16 protein-coding genes are annotated in these 14,391 nt (G+C 71.1%); 12 read left to right on the top strand and 4 right to left on the bottom strand.

Features of this window, described 5'->3' with window-relative positions; all coding sequences use genetic code 11:
• The first annotated feature begins 107 nt into the window (after positions 1 to 107).
• The 4 genes from coaA (at position 108) to rfbD (ending at position 4,405) form a co-directional block, all read left to right on the top strand.
• The gene (gene coaA / locus ABCU91_RS00150) at positions 108 to 1,055 is read left to right on the top strand and encodes a type I pantothenate kinase (protein WP_413354310.1); all 948 of its coding nucleotides are present in this window, start codon (positions 108 to 110) and stop codon (positions 1,053 to 1,055) included.
• An 80-nt stretch (positions 1,056 to 1,135) separates the two neighbouring features.
• Positions 1,136 to 2,005: a glucose-1-phosphate thymidylyltransferase RfbA gene (gene rfbA / locus ABCU91_RS00145; RefSeq protein ID WP_413354309.1), complete on the top strand. Its 870-nt coding sequence runs from the start codon at positions 1,136 to 1,138 to the stop codon at positions 2,003 to 2,005.
• 1 nt (position 2,006) lies between these two features.
• Positions 2,007 to 3,005 (top strand): dTDP-glucose 4,6-dehydratase, encoded by a 999-nt coding sequence (gene rfbB, locus ABCU91_RS00140; protein ID WP_413354308.1) that lies wholly within the window; start codon positions 2,007 to 2,009, stop codon positions 3,003 to 3,005.
• On the top strand, positions 3,002 to 4,405 hold the full coding sequence (rfbD, locus tag ABCU91_RS00135; protein WP_413354307.1) for a dTDP-4-dehydrorhamnose reductase: 1,404 nt from the start codon (positions 3,002 to 3,004) through the stop codon (positions 4,403 to 4,405). Before rfbB ends, rfbD begins: the two co-directional genes overlap by 4 nt.
• Here rfbD and ABCU91_RS00130 read toward each other — a convergent pair.
• On the bottom strand, positions 4,393 to 4,896 hold the full coding sequence (locus ABCU91_RS00130) for a VanZ family protein (RefSeq protein WP_413354306.1): 504 nt from the start codon (positions 4,894 to 4,896) through the stop codon (positions 4,393 to 4,395). The genes rfbD and ABCU91_RS00130 overlap by 13 nt on opposite strands.
• 80 nt (positions 4,897 to 4,976) lie before the next feature.
• Positions 4,977 to 5,486: a CAP domain-containing protein gene (locus ABCU91_RS00125; RefSeq protein WP_413354305.1), complete on the bottom strand. Its 510-nt coding sequence runs from the start codon at positions 5,484 to 5,486 to the stop codon at positions 4,977 to 4,979.
• A 155-nt stretch (positions 5,487 to 5,641) separates the two neighbouring features.
• Between ABCU91_RS00125 and glmS the strand changes: the two genes are divergently transcribed.
• Positions 5,642 to 7,492, top strand: a complete 1,851-nt coding sequence (glmS, locus tag ABCU91_RS00120) for a glutamine--fructose-6-phosphate transaminase (isomerizing) (RefSeq protein ID WP_413354304.1) — start codon at positions 5,642 to 5,644, stop codon at positions 7,490 to 7,492.
• Position 7,493: 1 nt separating this feature from the next.
• Here glmS and ABCU91_RS00115 read toward each other — a convergent pair whose 3' ends face one another.
• A complete protein-coding gene (locus tag ABCU91_RS00115) occupies positions 7,494 to 8,075 on the bottom strand; it encodes a hypothetical protein (protein ID WP_413354303.1) in 582 nt (193 codons plus the stop codon).
• A 223-nt stretch (positions 8,076 to 8,298) separates the two neighbouring features.
• Between ABCU91_RS00115 and ABCU91_RS00110 the strand changes: the two genes are divergently transcribed.
• Entirely contained in the window at positions 8,299 to 9,609 is a 1,311-nt protein-coding gene (locus ABCU91_RS00110) for a UDP-glucose dehydrogenase family protein (protein ID WP_413354301.1), read from the top strand.
• 42 nt (positions 9,610 to 9,651) lie between these two features.
• On the opposite strand, the gene ABCU91_RS00105 is transcribed toward ABCU91_RS00110, so the two are convergent.
• Complete coding sequence (locus tag ABCU91_RS00105; RefSeq protein WP_413354300.1) at positions 9,652 to 10,452, bottom strand: CPBP family intramembrane glutamic endopeptidase; 801 nt, start codon at positions 10,450 to 10,452, stop codon at positions 9,652 to 9,654.
• 16 nt (positions 10,453 to 10,468) lie between these two features.
• Between ABCU91_RS00105 and ABCU91_RS00100 the strand changes: the two genes are divergently transcribed.
• From ABCU91_RS00100 to rimI, 6 genes are read left to right on the top strand one after another with little or no spacing between them, the layout of a single operon-like run.
• On the top strand, positions 10,469 to 11,158 hold the full coding sequence (locus ABCU91_RS00100; RefSeq protein ID WP_413354299.1) for a low molecular weight phosphatase family protein: 690 nt from the start codon (positions 10,469 to 10,471) through the stop codon (positions 11,156 to 11,158).
• 53 nt (positions 11,159 to 11,211) lie between these two features.
• A complete protein-coding gene (locus tag ABCU91_RS00095; RefSeq protein ID WP_091356546.1) occupies positions 11,212 to 11,568 on the top strand; it encodes a holo-ACP synthase in 357 nt (118 codons plus the stop codon).
• Positions 11,565 to 12,689, top strand: coding sequence for an alanine racemase (alr, locus tag ABCU91_RS00090; RefSeq protein WP_413354298.1), 1,125 nt, complete (start codon positions 11,565 to 11,567; stop codon positions 12,687 to 12,689). The genes ABCU91_RS00095 and alr overlap by 4 nt, the downstream gene beginning before the upstream one ends.
• A complete protein-coding gene (gene tsaE, locus ABCU91_RS00085) occupies positions 12,686 to 13,189 on the top strand; it encodes a tRNA (adenosine(37)-N6)-threonylcarbamoyltransferase complex ATPase subunit type 1 TsaE (protein ID WP_413354297.1) in 504 nt (167 codons plus the stop codon). The genes alr and tsaE overlap by 4 nt, the downstream gene beginning before the upstream one ends.
• A 39-nt stretch (positions 13,190 to 13,228) precedes the next feature.
• On the top strand, positions 13,229 to 13,897 hold the full coding sequence (gene tsaB / locus ABCU91_RS00080; protein ID WP_406924684.1) for a tRNA (adenosine(37)-N6)-threonylcarbamoyltransferase complex dimerization subunit type 1 TsaB: 669 nt from the start codon (positions 13,229 to 13,231) through the stop codon (positions 13,895 to 13,897).
• Positions 13,894 to 14,391, top strand: a complete 498-nt coding sequence (gene rimI / locus ABCU91_RS00075; RefSeq protein ID WP_413354295.1) for a ribosomal protein S18-alanine N-acetyltransferase — start codon at positions 13,894 to 13,896, stop codon at positions 14,389 to 14,391. Before tsaB ends, rimI begins: the two co-directional genes overlap by 4 nt.

Here is a 14,391-nt window from a genome sequence, read left to right as displayed (position 1 = left end):
GAACAGCCGCGATGGAACACCGAGTTCTCAGAGTACGGGACACGCCGCCTCTCGCGCGCGTGCGTCCCGCGCGTGAGGGGCGTCGGCGTCGGACTAGAGTTGCCGCAATGTCCCCCGATGAGACGCCGACGACCATCGACTCGATGTATCGCGAGATCCCCCGCGCCGAGTGGGCCCGCATGGCGGCCGGCGTGGAACAGCCGCTCACCGAGAACGAGGTCGTCCAGCTGCGCGGCATCGGCGACCGCCTCGACATCACCGAGGTGCGCGACGTCTACCTGCCCCTCAGCCGTCTGCTCTCGCTCTACGCCTCGGCCACCAAGCGGCTCGGTTCCGACACCGCGGATTTCGTCGGCGAAGCGGATGCCACGACCCCGTTCATCGTCGCCGTCGCGGGGTCCGTGGCCGTCGGCAAGTCGACGGTCGCCCGTCTGCTTCGCGAACTCATGAGCCGGTGGCCGGGTACGCCACGCGTCGAACTCGTGACGACCGACGGCTTCCTCTACCCGAACGCCGAGCTCGAACGCCGCGGGATCATGGACCGCAAGGGCTTCCCCGAGTCGTACGACCGCCGCGCGCTCGTCGAATTCCTCGTCGCCGTGAAGTCGGGGGAGCCCGAGGTGCGAGCGCCGTACTACTCGCACATGCGGTACGACATCATCCCCGACGCGCAGGTGACGGTCCGCCGCCCCGACGTCATCATCGTCGAGGGACTGAACGTCCTCGCGTCCGCGCCGAACCCGCACGACATCGCCGTCAGCGAGCTGTTCGACTTCTCCATCTACGTCGACGCCGATCACGACCACATCGCCCAGTGGTACGTGAACCGGTTCCTCGCACTCCGCGAAGCCGCCTTCTCGAACCCGAACTCGTTCTTCAAGGTCTTCGCCGACATCTCCGACGACGAAGCCGTCTCGCGGGCGCTCGGGTACTGGAACGACATCAACCTGCCGAACCTGCTCGAGAACGTCGAGCCGACCCGGCACCGCGCGAAGCTCGTGCTCCGCAAGGCCGCCGATCACACCGTCGAGACGGTGCGCCTGCGCAAGCTCTGACTTTCATCGCCCGTAACACCGGGACGATAGGATCGCCGAGGTTCCGCCGCCACGCGGGCCTCGATACGACAGGGGGCGCCATGAAGGGCATCATTCTCGCCGGGGGGTCGGGCACGCGACTGCACCCGATCACGCTCGGCGTCTCGAAGCAGCTCATCCCGGTGTACGACAAGCCGATGATCTACTACCCGCTCACCACCCTGATGCTGGCGGGAATCCGCGACATCCTCATCATCACGACGCCGCACGACGCCGAGCACTTCGAACGGCTCCTCGGTGACGGGTCGCAGTTCGGCATCTCGCTGACGTTCGCCCAGCAGCCCTCGCCCGACGGTCTCGCCCAGGCGTTCACGATCGGCGCCGACCACATCGGCGACGACTCGGTCGCCCTCGTCCTCGGTGACAATCTCCTCTACGGCCCGGGTCTGGGTTCGCAGCTGCAGCAGTACCGGGACGTCGACGGCGGCGCCGTCTTCGCCTACTACGTCGCCGAACCGAGCGCCTACGGCGTGGTCGAGTTCGACGGCGAAGGCAAAGCCATCTCGCTCGAAGAGAAGCCCGCCCAGCCCAAGAGCAACTACGCCGTCCCCGGGCTCTACTTCTACGACAACGACGTCGTCGAGATCGCCCGCGGGCTGAGCCCGTCGCCCCGCGGCGAATACGAGATCACCGACATCAACAGCGCCTACCTCGCGGCGGGCAAGCTGCAGGTCGAGGTCCTCCCGCGCGGCACCGCATGGCTCGACACCGGCACCTTCGACCAGATGCTCGACGCGGGCGAGTACGTCCGCACGATCGAACGGCGCACCGGACTCAAGATCGGCGTTCCGGAAGAGGTCGCCTGGCGGCAGGGCTTCCTCAGCGACGAGGAGCTCCGAGAGCGGGCCGAGAAGCTCACCAAGTCCGGATACGGCACGTATCTGCTCGACATCCTGAACAGGGGCGAATGAAATGGCACACCTCCTCGTGACCGGCGGCGCCGGCTTCATCGGCTCGAACTTCGTCCACCACGTCGTCGCGCACACCGACCACACCGTCACGGTGCTCGACAAGCTCACCTACGCGGGCAACGAGTCCTCGCTCGCCGGCCTCCCCGAGGACCGCGTGAACCTCGTCGTGGGCGACATCGCCGACGCCGAGCTCGTGGACGGCCTCTTCGAGAAGGCGGATGCCGTCGTGCACTACGCGGCGGAGTCGCACAACGACAACTCGCTCCACGACCCCCGGCCGTTCCTCGACACGAACATCATCGGGACGTACACGCTCCTCGAGTCCGCCCGTCGCCACGACACCCGACTGCACCACATCTCGACCGACGAGGTCTACGGAGACCTCGAGCTCGACGACCCCGCCCGGTTCACGGAGCAGACCCCGTACAACCCGTCGTCCCCGTACTCCTCGACCAAGGCGGGCAGCGACCTGCTCGTCCGCGCCTGGGTGCGCTCGTTCGGCGTCCGCGCGACGATCAGCAACTGCTCGAACAACTACGGGCCCTACCAGCACGTCGAGAAGTTCATCCCGCGACAGATCACGAACGTGCTGCGCGGCATCCGTCCCAAGCTCTACGGCAAGGGCGAGAACGTGCGGGACTGGATCCACGCTGACGACCACTCATCCGCCGTGCTGACCATCCTCGACAAGGGTGAAATCGGCGAGACCTACCTGATCGGCGCCGATGGCGAGAAGGACAACAAGACCGTCGTCGAGCTGATCCTGCAGCTCATGGGCGAGTCGCCCGACGCCTACGACCACGTCACCGACCGCGCCGGCCACGACCTGCGCTACGCGATCGACTCCACCAAGCTCCGCACCGAGCTCGGCTGGACCCCCACGTACCGCGACTTCGAGGCGGGTCTCGCCGCGACGATCGACTGGTACCGCGAGAACGAAGCGTGGTGGGCCCCCGCGAAAGACGGCGTCGAGGCGTTCTACGCCAGCAAGGGACAGTGACCGTGACCGATTTCGGTAAAGCCCTCCGCTCCACCGAAACCGGCATCCCCGGCCTCGTCCTCTGGGACCTGCCCGTCCACGGCGACAGCCGCGGCTGGTTCAAGGAGAACTGGCAGCGCGAGAAGATGACGGCCGCAGGTCTCGCCGACTTCGGACCCGTCCAGAACAACATCTCGTTCAACGATGCGGCGGGGACGACCCGCGGCATCCACGCCGAGCCGTGGGACAAGTGGGTCTCCGTCGCGAGCGGCCGGATCTTCGGCGCGTGGGTCGACCTGCGCGAGGGGCCGACCTTCGGCGCGGTGTTCACCGCCGAGCTCGACCCGTCGCGCGCGATCTTCATCCCTCGCGGCGTGGGCAACTCGTACCAGACGCTCGAGCCCGACACCTCGTACACGTACCTCGTCAACGACCACTGGTCGCCCGACGCGTCGTACTCGTTCCTCAACCTCGCCGACGAGACCGCCGCGATCGACTGGCCGATCCCGCTCGCCGACGTCGAGATCTCGGCGAAGGACCGCGCCCACCCGCGGCTCGCCGACGTCGTGCCGATCCCGGCGAAGAAGACCCTCGTGGTCGGCGCCGGTGGGCAGCTCGGACGCGCGCTGCAGGCGGCGTACGCCGGCGACGCGAGCGTCGAGTTCGCCGCCCGCGCGGACCTCGACCTCACGGGCGATCTGTCCGGCGCTCGCCGCTGGCGCGACTACAGCACGATCATCAACGCGGCGGCCTACACGGCCGTCGACGGCGCCGAAACCGACCGTGCGGGGGCGTGGGCGGGGAACGTGACGGCCGTTGCCCAGCTCGCGCGGATCGCCGCCGAGAACGGCATCACCCTCGTCCACGTCTCGAGTGACTACGTGTTCGACGGCACCGCCGACGCTCCCTACACCGAGGCCGAGCCGGTCGCGCCGCTCGGCGTGTACGGGCAGACCAAGGCCGCCGCCGACGCGATCGTCGCCACCGTGCCCCGCCACTACGTCGTTCGCACCTCGTGGGTCATCGGCGAGGGCAAGAACTTCGTCCGGACGATGGCCTCCCTCGCCGAACGCGGCATCGCGCCGTCCGTCGTCGACGATCAGATCGGGCGTCTCACCTTCACCGACGACCTGGCGGCCGGCATCCGGCACCTGCTCACGACGGGCGCGGCGTACGGCACCTACAACCTCACCGGGTCGGGGGACCACGCCTCGTGGGCCGACATCGCCGCCGAGGTGTATGAGCTGACCGGCCACGACCGTGCTGCGGTCACCGGGGTCTCCACGGCCGACTACTTCGCCTCGGCGACGGGTCCCGTGGCGCCGCGGCCGCGCTGGTCGGTCCTCGACCTCGGCAAGATCGAAGCCGCCGGCTTCGCGCCGCGCGACTGGCGGGACGCTCTCCGCAGCTACCTGAGCTGACGGCGCCCGGACCGGCGGACACGGCGCCACACGGCCAGCGCGAGCATGCCGACCGCTGCGCCGGTGAGGTTGGCGACGATGTCGAGCACGCTCGGCACGCGCGCCGCGAGCACGAGAGCCTGAGCGGACTCGATCGTCACAGTCGCCACGAGCGCGATCGGGAGCACCAGTTCGCGCGCCCGGCGCAGAATCAGCGGCAGGAGCACCCCGAACGGCACGAACAGCGCGATGTTGGCGGCGAACTCGACCCGCGGGCGGGTGATCGCCGGCACCCGGCGCGACAGTGCGTCGATCAGCGGCGCGACGCCCGCGTCGACGGGCGTCGGCCAGAACGCGATGAGCGCCAGGGCGACGAGGTAGCCGGCCAGCGCGAGGACGGGGACGGATGCGCGCCGCACCCGAGGCGGCGGAATGGTCGAAGGCAGCGGCGGCCGCGGCGGGATCGATTGCTGCGGGATCGGTCGCGGGGGAATCGGCGGGGCGTCGGGCATCGGTCCTCCTCGAGGGGCTGACGCGACGCTGCGGTGTGAGCGACGAGTCTACGACCGCCGGCCCGACGCTCCGCCGGATGTCATTTCGAGTAGTTGCCGAACACCTGCGTGTAGAACGGCAGGCCCTTCGAGGAGCACGCGACGCCGATCCCGATCCGGTTGTACGAGCCGAGGATGTTCGCCCGGTGGCCCGATGACTTCATCCACGCGGCGTTGACCTTCTGCGGGGTGTAGCCGAACGCCACGTTCTCGCCGGCGCGCGTCCAGCCCGACGGGATCTGCGAGGAGTACCTCGGATTGTGGCTCATCCGGTTCGCGGCGGCCTGCCTGCCCGACCAGTTCACCGCGACCGTCGACATGGCCGAGTTCAGCGTCAGCGCCTTCTTGCCGTTCGCCTTCCGGGCGGCATTCACGTCGGCGAGGATCCGCTTCTGCACCGCGGACTGCGTCGTGCCGGTGCACGACGTCGACACGGCAGCGGATGCCGCCGTCGCAGGCACGACGGCGAAGGTCAGCGCCAGCGCCGCGGTCAGGACGAGGGCGGAACGGCGATGACTGAGAGGTCTGCGGGCGAGGGGGGATGAGGACATGGGGGACTCCGTCGTGTGGGGGCACGGCCGTGCGGGGGGACACGGCCCCTCATGCGTACCAAATGGGATCCCGCCTCGCCAGGCCTTGCCGGGCCGACGCGCCCGATGGTCGGCCCACGTCGGAGTCCCAGCCGGCCGCGCCTAGCATGGAGCCCATGTGTGGAATCGTCGGATACGTGGGGCCTCGTGACAGTCAGGCCATCCTCCTCTCGGGCCTCGCCCGCCTCGAGTACCGCGGTTACGACTCCGCCGGTATCGCCGTCATCGACGGCGACGGCGACCTCGAGATGCGCAAGCGCGCCGGCAAGCTCCAGATCCTCCGCGACGACCTCGCCGCCCACCCCATGTCGGACGGCACGACCGGCATCGGTCACACCCGCTGGGCGACCCACGGCGGACCGACCGACGTCAACGCGCACCCCCACCTCGCCGACGACGGCAAGCTCGCCGTCATCCACAACGGCATCATCGAGAACTTCGCCGAGCTGAAGGACGAGCTGCTCGCACAGGGCTACGCCTTCGAGAGCGAGACCGACACCGAGGTCGCCGCCGTCCTGCTCGGCCGCGAGTTCGCGGCATCCCACGACCTCGTCGCCGCTTTCCGCGCCGTCGTCGCCCGCCTCGAGGGCGCGTTCACGCTGCTCGCGATGCACCAGGACCAGCCCGGCCTCGTCGTCGGCGCTCGCCGCAACTCCCCGCTCGTGATCGGCCTGGGCGAGGGCGAGAACTTCCTCGGCTCCGACGTCGCCGCCTTCGTCGAGCACACCCGCAACGCGCTCGCGATCGGGCAGGACCAGATCGTCGCGATCACGCCGCAGGGCGTCGAGGTCACCGACTTCGCCGGCGGCGCCGTCGAGGTCGAGCCGTTCGAGGTCGTCTGGGACGCCTCGGCCGCCGAGAAGGGCGGCTGGTCGTCGTTCATGGCGAAGGAGGTCTCGGAGGAGCCCGAAGCCGTCGCCAACACGCTGCGCGGCCGCCTGCAGGACGGCGCCGTCGTGATCCCCGAGCTCGACGGGCTCGACGACCTGTTCACCGGCATCCACCGCGTCATCGTCATCGCCTGCGGCACCGCCGCTTACGCGGGCATGGTCGGCAAGTACGCGCTCGAACAGTGGACGCGCGTCCCCGTCGACGTCGAGCTCGCGCACGAGTTCCGCTACCGCGACCCGGTGATCGGCCCCGACACCCTCGTCGTGTCGATCTCGCAGTCCGGCGAGACGATGGACACGCTCATGGCCGTCAAGTACGCCCGCGAGCAGGGCGCCAAGACGCTCTCGATCTGCAACACGCAGGGGGCGACGATCCCGCGCGAATCCGACGCGATCGTCTACACCCACGCCGGCCCCGAGGTCGCCGTCGCGTCGACGAAGGCCTTCGTCGCGCAGATCACGGCGCTGTACCTGCTCGCGCTGCACATCGGTCGTGTGCGCGGCTCGCTCTCGGCCGAGACCTCGCGCGATGCGGTGGCGCAGCTCGAGGCCATCCCCGCCGGGATCGCCCGCGTGCTCGAGACCGAGCAGGAGCACATCGAGCAGTTCGCTCGCTGGATGGGCGACACCCAGTCGGTGCTGTTCCTCGGCCGCCACGTCGGGTACCCGATCGCCCTCGAGGGCGCCCTCAAGCTCAAGGAACTCGCCTACATCCACGCCGAGGGCTTCGCCGCCGGTGAGCTCAAGCATGGCCCCATCGCGCTCATCGAGCCGGGCCAGGCCGTGTTCGTCATCGTCCCGTCGCCGCGCGCGTCGAGCGAGCTGCACAAGAAGGTCGTCTCGAACATCCAGGAGATCCGTGCCCGCGGTGCACGTGTCATCGCCGTCGCCGAGGAGGGGGATGCCGCCGTCCTCCCGTTCGCCGACGAGGTGCTCCGCATCCCGCTCGCGGGTCCGCTGTTCGAGCCGCTGCTGGCGGTCGTGCCGCTCCACATCTTCGCGATGGGCCTCGCCACGGCGAAGGGCCTCGACGTCGATCAGCCGCGCAACCTCGCGAAGTCCGTCACCGTCGAGTGAGTCAGGCCGGGCCTGTGCTCGTGCCCGACCCGAAGCGCGCGCTCCGCGCCTCATCGACCCAGGCGCGCAACTGCCACGGCGCGAACCGGAACAGTCTCGCGACGTCCGCCTCGGGGTAGCCCGCCTCGAGGACCGCGGCCACCGCGAACTCCTTCATCGAGGCGAACTCCCGTCCCTCGAGGGGTCCGGTCCGCAGATCGCGGAAGCTGCGCAGCGCACGCGCTGGAGACCTCCGCGTCGGGTGCGGCGTCTCCTCGTACGGAGCCGAGATGACGTACCCGGGTGGCGGCGTGTGCGCGGGGGTTTCCGCGGGCGCGACCGGCTGCGAGGCGGTCGGGGCGTAGGGCGCGTACTTCCACGGCTGCGGTGGCGGCGGTGGCTGCGGTGCTGTCACGGGCGATGTCGCTGCCGTGACGGGCTCCGGCTCCCACGGGGCCGGCATGTCGAGCGGCTGATATCCCGGCGGCGGTTCCGCCAGCAGGTGGGCATCGGGCCAGAGCAGCGACGCGTCCTCGGGCGCGACGCGATCGGGCGGTGTGAACTGCGGCGCGGGTGTGGGAACGCCTTCTGCGGAGGTGCTCATCGTGACGTCCTCTTCGGGTGAGGTGATGTCAGAAACTCGACGGGATGCTGCTGGTTGCGCTCACGATATCGATCCACGTCGGCCGCGTCGAGGGATCCGGGGCACTCCCGTGCATCCGTCTCGACACCTCCCAGACACACCGTCGAGAAAAGATCGACCCGGGAATCTGGTAGAAACGACCGGGGTGTCGAGGACTCGGCGCCGTCATGGAGGGACTCTCACGATGCGACTTTCTGTCATCGGATGCGGCTACCTGGGTGCCGTCCACGCCGCCGCGATGGCGTCGATCGGCCACGAAGTGGTCGGCATCGACGTCGACGAGCGCAAGATCGCGACCCTCGCCTCGGGCAAGGCGCCGTTCTTCGAGCCGGGACTCGCTGAGATCCTCGCCGAGGGCATCGCCTCGGGCCGACTCTCGTTCACGACCGACTTCGCCGCCGCCGCGGGGGCGAAGGTGCACTTCGTCGGTGTCGGCACGCCGCAGGTCAAGGGCGGCTACGCGGCCGACCTCACTTACGTCAACGCCGCCGTCGACGCCCTCCTGCCCCACCTCTCCGAGGGTGACATCGTCGCGGGCAAGTCGACCGTTCCGGTCGGCACGGCGGCATCCCTCGCCCCCCGCGTCAGCGAGGCGGGCGGAACGCTCGTCTGGAACCCCGAGTTCCTGCGCGAAGGCTTCGCCGTCCAGGACACGGTCGACCCCGACCGTCTCGTCGCCGGCGTTCCCGCCGGTGAGGAGGGCGAGCGGGTCACGCAGGTCCTCCGCGAGGTGTACCACCCCTCGATCGCCAAGGGCACGCCCTTCATCGTGACCGACTACGCCACCGCCGAGCTCGTCAAGGTGTCGGCGAACGCGTTCCTCGCCACGAAGATCAGCTTCATCAACGCCATGGCCGAGATCGCCGAGGTCGCCGGTGCCGACGTCACGATGCTCGCCGACGCGATCGGCCACGATGCCCGCATCGGTCGCCGCTTCCTCGGAGCCGGCATCGGCTTCGGCGGCGGCTGCCTGCCCAAGGACATCCGCGCCTTCTCGGCCCGCGCCGAGGAGCTCGGCCGCGGCGAGTCCGTCGCCTTCCTGCGCGAAGTCGACGAGATCAACATGCGCCGTCGCGACCGCGCCGTCGACCTCGTCGTCCAGGGCCTCGGCGGCAGCGCCTACGGCAAGAAGGTCACCGTCCTCGGCGCGGCGTTCAAGCCGCACTCCGACGACATCCGCGACTCTCCCGGTCTCGACGTCGCCGTCCGCCTGCACGGCCTGGGCGCCATCGTCTCCGTCACCGACCCCGAGGCGATCGAGAACGCCCGCCGTCAGCACCCGCAGCTGTCGTACGTCGCCGACCGCGACGAGGCGCTCACCGGCGCCGACGCCGTCGTCCTCGTCACCGAGTGGGACGAGTACCGTCGCGAGCTCGACCCCGAGCACGCCGCGCAGCTCGCCGCCGGACACATCGTCGTCGACGGGCGCAACGCCCTCGACCCCGCCGCCTGGCGCGCCGCCGGGTGGACGTACTACGGCATGGGTCGCCCCTGACGGTTCACCCCTGATCGGGGGTCCGCGCTCGGGCGGGTGGTGTCACTGCCCGCCGGAGATCACGCCGCCCGCGGCGAGGAGCAGCAGCATCGTCGCGTTGTAGACGATGTGCACCAGTACGGCGCCCCAGATGCGACCCGTGAGGATCACGAGCGTCGCGCACACGAGCCCGACGGCGCCCACCGAGATCGACTCCGCGACCGGCAGTGACCCGTCCACGACGTGGATGAGGATGAACGTCGCCGTCGACACGAGAACGGCAGCGACGGCCGCCGCCAGCCGCCCGGCGGGGCGGCGCAGCAGCGAGTAGATCGCCACCAGGATCACGGTGCGAAAGAAGAACTCCTCGACCACCGGGCCGATGAGTCCCGCGGGGAGAGCCTCCGTCAGCAGCCATGAGGGGGTCGGGTTCGCCGTCGGGAAGGGGCGGGATGCGGCATCCGTCACCCACCCGTCGAGAAGCCGGAGCCCCAGTCCCAGCGCGAGCGCGTAGACGAGGTCGGCCGCGCGGAACCGCAGCAGGCCCGCGGGCCGTCCCCGGCGGAAGGCCACCGCGACGGGGACGAGCATGCCGACCCACAGGACCACGGTCGACGCGAGGGGCGCCCACGGGTTCGTCCACAGCAGCTGGACGAGCGACCCGGCGAAGATCGCCGCGCCGAGGCTGAGGAGGGCCACGACGAGGAGGCTGCCGTTCCAGGAGCGGACCGCCGTTCCGCCCAGGCGCCAGTCGGTGCGTCGCTGCCGCCGCCCCCGACGGCGCGGCGCGTCGACCGCCGTCTCGGAGGGCGGCTCCGAGACGGAATCGGCGGTCGGGTGGCCGTCGCTAAGCTGATCCTGCACGGGCCTACCGTATCGGGTGCCCGTCCGCGTCCCGCCGCAGCGCCGTCGTTCCGCCGAGCACCGAGGTGGGGCCGCCGGCGAGGGGCGAGCCGCGGCATCCGTTCCGAAGGGGTACCGCGTGATCCACATCCTGACCGTCTGCACGGGCAACATCTGCCGCTCGCCGCTGGCAGCGCTCGTTCTGCAGCACCGTCTCGGGGACCTCGGGGTGACCGCGACGAGCGCCGGCGTCCGCGCCCGCGGCGGTGACCGGATGCCGGTCGAAGCCGCCGAGCTGGCGGCAGGGTACGGCGTGCCCGCCGATCGCATCCAGGCCCACGGCTCGCGCTACCTGACGGAGGGCCTCCTCCGGGAGCCCGACCTCGTGCTCGCGATGGACCGCGAGCACCGGCGCGGGATCGTCGAGCTCGCACCGATGAAGCTCCGGTCGGCCTTCACCATCCGCGAGTTCGAACGGCTCGCCGCCGCGACCTCCGACGATGCGATCCGGGCCGGTGCGACGGGGAGCGACCCCCGCGAGCGGCTGCGCGGTGCGCTCGCCGTCCTCGCCGGGCAGCGGGGCCTCGTCCTGCCGCCCGCTGACCCCCTCGACGACGACGTCGTCGACCCTTACGGACGCTCCCGCGAGACGTACGCCCGCTCGAACGCGCAGCTCGCGCCGGGCCTCGACGCCGTCGACCGCGTCGTGCGCCTCGCCGTCGCCTGAGCCGCGCCCGATATCCTGATCTGATGCCGTAGAGCGCGGCGACAGGAGGCGGGATGATCATCGGAATCGGTGTGGACCTCGTCGACATCCCGCGGTTCGAGCGCTCGATCGAGCGCACCCCGAAGCTCATGACCCGGCTGTTCACGGCCTCCGAGCAGACCCTCAAGCCCCACTCGCTGGCGGCTCGCTACGCCGCGAAGGAAGCGCTCATCAAGGCGCTCGGCGGATCCGAAGGCGTGCACTGGACCGACATCGAGGTGGCCTCCGAGCCCTCGGGTCGCCCCGTCTTCGCGCTGTCGGGTGAGACGGCGGCGACGGTTGCGGGTCGCGGCATCCAGACCGTCCACCTGTCGCTCTCGCACGATGCGGGGCTCGCGACGGCGTACGTCATCGCGGAGTCCGCGTCATGAGCCGGATGCCCCCGGGCGTGGCCCGTGAAGCGGTGATCGACGTCGGCGCCATCGAGCACAACGTCCGCCACCTCGCTCGGCTCACCGAGTCCGAGGTCATCGCCGTGGTCAAGGCCGACGGCTACGGTCACGGCGCCGTGCGGTCGGGCCGTGCCGCCCTCGCCGGGGGAGCGGCGCGCCTCGCGGTCGCCGACATCCCCGAGGCGCTGCAGCTGCGGGATGCCGGGATCGACGCGCCCGTGCTCGCGTGGCTCCATGCGCCGGGCGCCGACTTCGCCGCGGCCGCCGCCGCCCGCATCGAGCTCGGCGTCTCGAGCCTCGAGCAGCTCCGCGCCGCCGCGCGGGCCGGATCGCCGGGTCGCCCCGTGACCGTCCAGCTCAAGGTCGAGACCGGCCTCGGCCGCAACGGCATCGCCCCCGCCGACTACGGGATCGTGTTCGCCGAAGCCGCCCGGTTCGAGCGTGAGGGCGTCATCCGCGTGATCGGCATCTTCAGCCACCTTTCCAACACCTCGGACGCCGACGACCGCACCGCGCTCTCGCGGTTCACCGTCGCGCAGGCGGCCGCGGAGGGAGCGGGCCTCCGTCCGCCGCTGCGACACATCGCGGCCTCGCACGCCGCCATCGGCCTCCCCGAGGCGCGGCTCGGCTGCGTCCGCCTGGGCGTCGCGATCTACGGCCTGTCGCCGTTCGAGGATCGCTCCTCGGCCGACCTCGGTTTGCGTCCCGCCATGACGCTCCGCGCCTCGGTCGCCGCCGTCCGCCGCGTCCCCGCTGGTCAGGGCGTCTCGTACGGCTACCTGCACCGCACAGCGCACGAGTCGACCCTCGCGCTCATCTCGGTCGGATACGCCGACGGAGTGCCGCGCGCGGCATCCGGAGCGGGTCCCGTCTCGATCGGCGGGCGGACGTTCCCCGTCGCCGGCCGCATCGCGATGGACCAGTTCGTCGTCGACGCGGGCGACGAGCCCGTCGAGGTCGGCGACGAGGCCGTGCTCTTCGGCGACCCGGCGACCGGCGTCCCGTCCGCGACCGACTGGGCCGATGCGGCGAGCACCATCAATTACGAGATCGTCACGCGCATCGGACCGCGTGTGCCGCGGCGGGAGGTGCGGTCATGACCGGCATCGAGCAGTTCGAGGGGCGCCGCGAGATCGCGTCGCCGGACGACATGGAGGCGCTCGGCCGCGAGCTCGGCGCCGTCCTCACCGCCGGTGACCTCATCGTGCTGACCGGTCCGCTCGGGGCGGGCAAGACGACCCTGACCCGCGGGATCGGCGCGGGCCTCGGCATCCGCGGTCCCGTGCAGAGCCCCACGTTCGTCATCGCGCGCACGCACCCGTCCGAGGTCGGCGGCCCACCGCTCGTGCACGTCGACGCCTACCGGCTCGGCTCGCCCGCCGAGCTCGACGACCTCGGCCTCGACCCCGAGAACTCCGTCACGATCGTCGAATGGGGCCGCGGCATGGTCGACGGTCTCGTGGACGCGTGGTGGGAGCTCGAGATCGAGCGCGGCTGGAGCGGCACCGGCATCGACAACGCCTGCGGCACGACCGGCCACTACGCCGCCGAGCTCGAGGACGCCGCTCCCCGCATCGTCACCGTCACGCGGCGCTCCTGACGCGGCGCGGCATCCGCTCGCCCGGATACCCTTGACCCTGTGATTCTCGGCATCGACACCTCCCTCGGCACGGCCGTCGCCGTCACCGACGCCGACGGTGCCGTTCGGGCCGATGCCGCCAGCGCCGACGCCCTCGGCCACGCCGAGATCATCGGCACGCTGCTCGAGACAGTCATGACGGATGCCGCGCACGGCCCGATCGGCGCGACCGGAGCTCCTGAGCCCGTCGCGCTGACGCACGTCGCCGCAGGCATGGGCCCGGGCCCGTTCACGGGGCTGCGAGTCGGGATCGCGGCGGCGCGCGCGTTCGCCCTGGGCCGCGGCATCCCGGTCGTCCCGGTGCGCAGCCACGACGCGGCCGCCCTCGCGGTGCTGCTCGCCGACCCATTCGCCGACGTCCCCCGCTTCGCGGTCGTCACCGACGCGCGCCGCAAGGAGTTCGCGTTCACGGTCTACGACGGGATCGATGACGACGGCCTCCCGGTGCGTGTCACCGACGCGACGCTCGTGAAACGCGACGACATCGATGCCGCTCTCGCCGAGCACGGCGCCGAGCGGCGCGACACGACGGTCATCCCGGGTGCGATGGTCGCTCTCGTCGCGGCGCGCGCGGTCGCGGCCGGTCGCGTCGAGGACATCGGGGAGCCGCTCTACCTGCGCGCCCCGGACGTCACGATGCCCGGTCCGCGGAAGAAGGTCGGCCAGTGACCCTCCGCACCGCCACCGCCGACGACCTCGACGACATCATGCGCCTCGAGCGCGCCTCGTTCCCGACCGACGCCTGGAGCGACGCGCTCATGGCCGGCGAGCTCGCCTCGCCCCACGGCCGCTACGTCGTCGACGTCGAGGCGGGCCGCCTCGTCGGGTACGGCGGTGTCCGCGCCGTCGAGGGCGCAGCGGATGCCGACATCCAGACCATCGCGATCGCCGCCGACGCGCGGGGTCATGGCCGCGGCCGCGCGCTCCTGCGCGAACTGCTGACGACCGCCCGCAGTCGCGGCGCCCGCGAGATGTTCCTCGAGGTCCGAGCCGACAACCCCGGCGCCACCGCGCTGTACCTGTCGGAGGGATTCGTCGAGGTCGGCCGCCGCCCCCGGTACTACCAGCCCGACGACGTGGACGCGGTCGTCATGCAGCTGAACCTCGTCGCCTGGGAGGCGCGGACCACGCCCGCCCCGACGGCAGAGAAGGGCTGGTGCTGA

Origin of the sequence: Microbacterium phoenicis, assembly GCF_047302325.1 — a bacterium.
In the GTDB taxonomy this organism is placed as follows: domain Bacteria; phylum Actinomycetota; class Actinomycetes; order Actinomycetales; family Microbacteriaceae; genus Microbacterium.
This window is presented reverse-complemented; position numbering and strand designations above follow the sequence as displayed.

What these genes read in the sequence shown, in the direction of transcription:
- coaA (WP_413354310.1), top strand. Translation starts at nt 108, where the DNA reads ATGTCCCCCGATGAGACGCCGACGACCATCGACTCGATGTATCGCGAG.
- rfbA (WP_413354309.1), top strand. Translation starts at nt 1,136, where the DNA reads ATGAAGGGCATCATTCTCGCCGGGGGGTCGGGCACGCGACTGCACCCG.
- rfbB (WP_413354308.1), top strand. Translation starts at nt 2,007, where the DNA reads ATGGCACACCTCCTCGTGACCGGCGGCGCCGGCTTCATCGGCTCGAAC.
- ABCU91_RS00130 (WP_413354306.1), bottom strand. Translation starts at nt 4,896, where the DNA reads ATGCCCGACGCCCCGCCGATTCCCCCGCGACCGATCCCGCAGCAATCG.
- ABCU91_RS00125 (WP_413354305.1), bottom strand. Translation starts at nt 5,486, where the DNA reads ATGTCCTCATCCCCCCTCGCCCGCAGACCTCTCAGTCATCGCCGTTCC.
- glmS (WP_413354304.1), top strand. Translation starts at nt 5,642, where the DNA reads ATGTGTGGAATCGTCGGATACGTGGGGCCTCGTGACAGTCAGGCCATC.
- ABCU91_RS00115 (WP_413354303.1), bottom strand. Translation starts at nt 8,075, where the DNA reads ATGAGCACCTCCGCAGAAGGCGTTCCCACACCCGCGCCGCAGTTCACA.
- ABCU91_RS00110 (WP_413354301.1), top strand. Translation starts at nt 8,299, where the DNA reads ATGCGACTTTCTGTCATCGGATGCGGCTACCTGGGTGCCGTCCACGCC.
- ABCU91_RS00095 (WP_091356546.1), top strand. Translation starts at nt 11,212, where the DNA reads ATGATCATCGGAATCGGTGTGGACCTCGTCGACATCCCGCGGTTCGAG.
- alr (WP_413354298.1), top strand. Translation starts at nt 11,565, where the DNA reads ATGAGCCGGATGCCCCCGGGCGTGGCCCGTGAAGCGGTGATCGACGTC.
- tsaE (WP_413354297.1), top strand. Translation starts at nt 12,686, where the DNA reads ATGACCGGCATCGAGCAGTTCGAGGGGCGCCGCGAGATCGCGTCGCCG.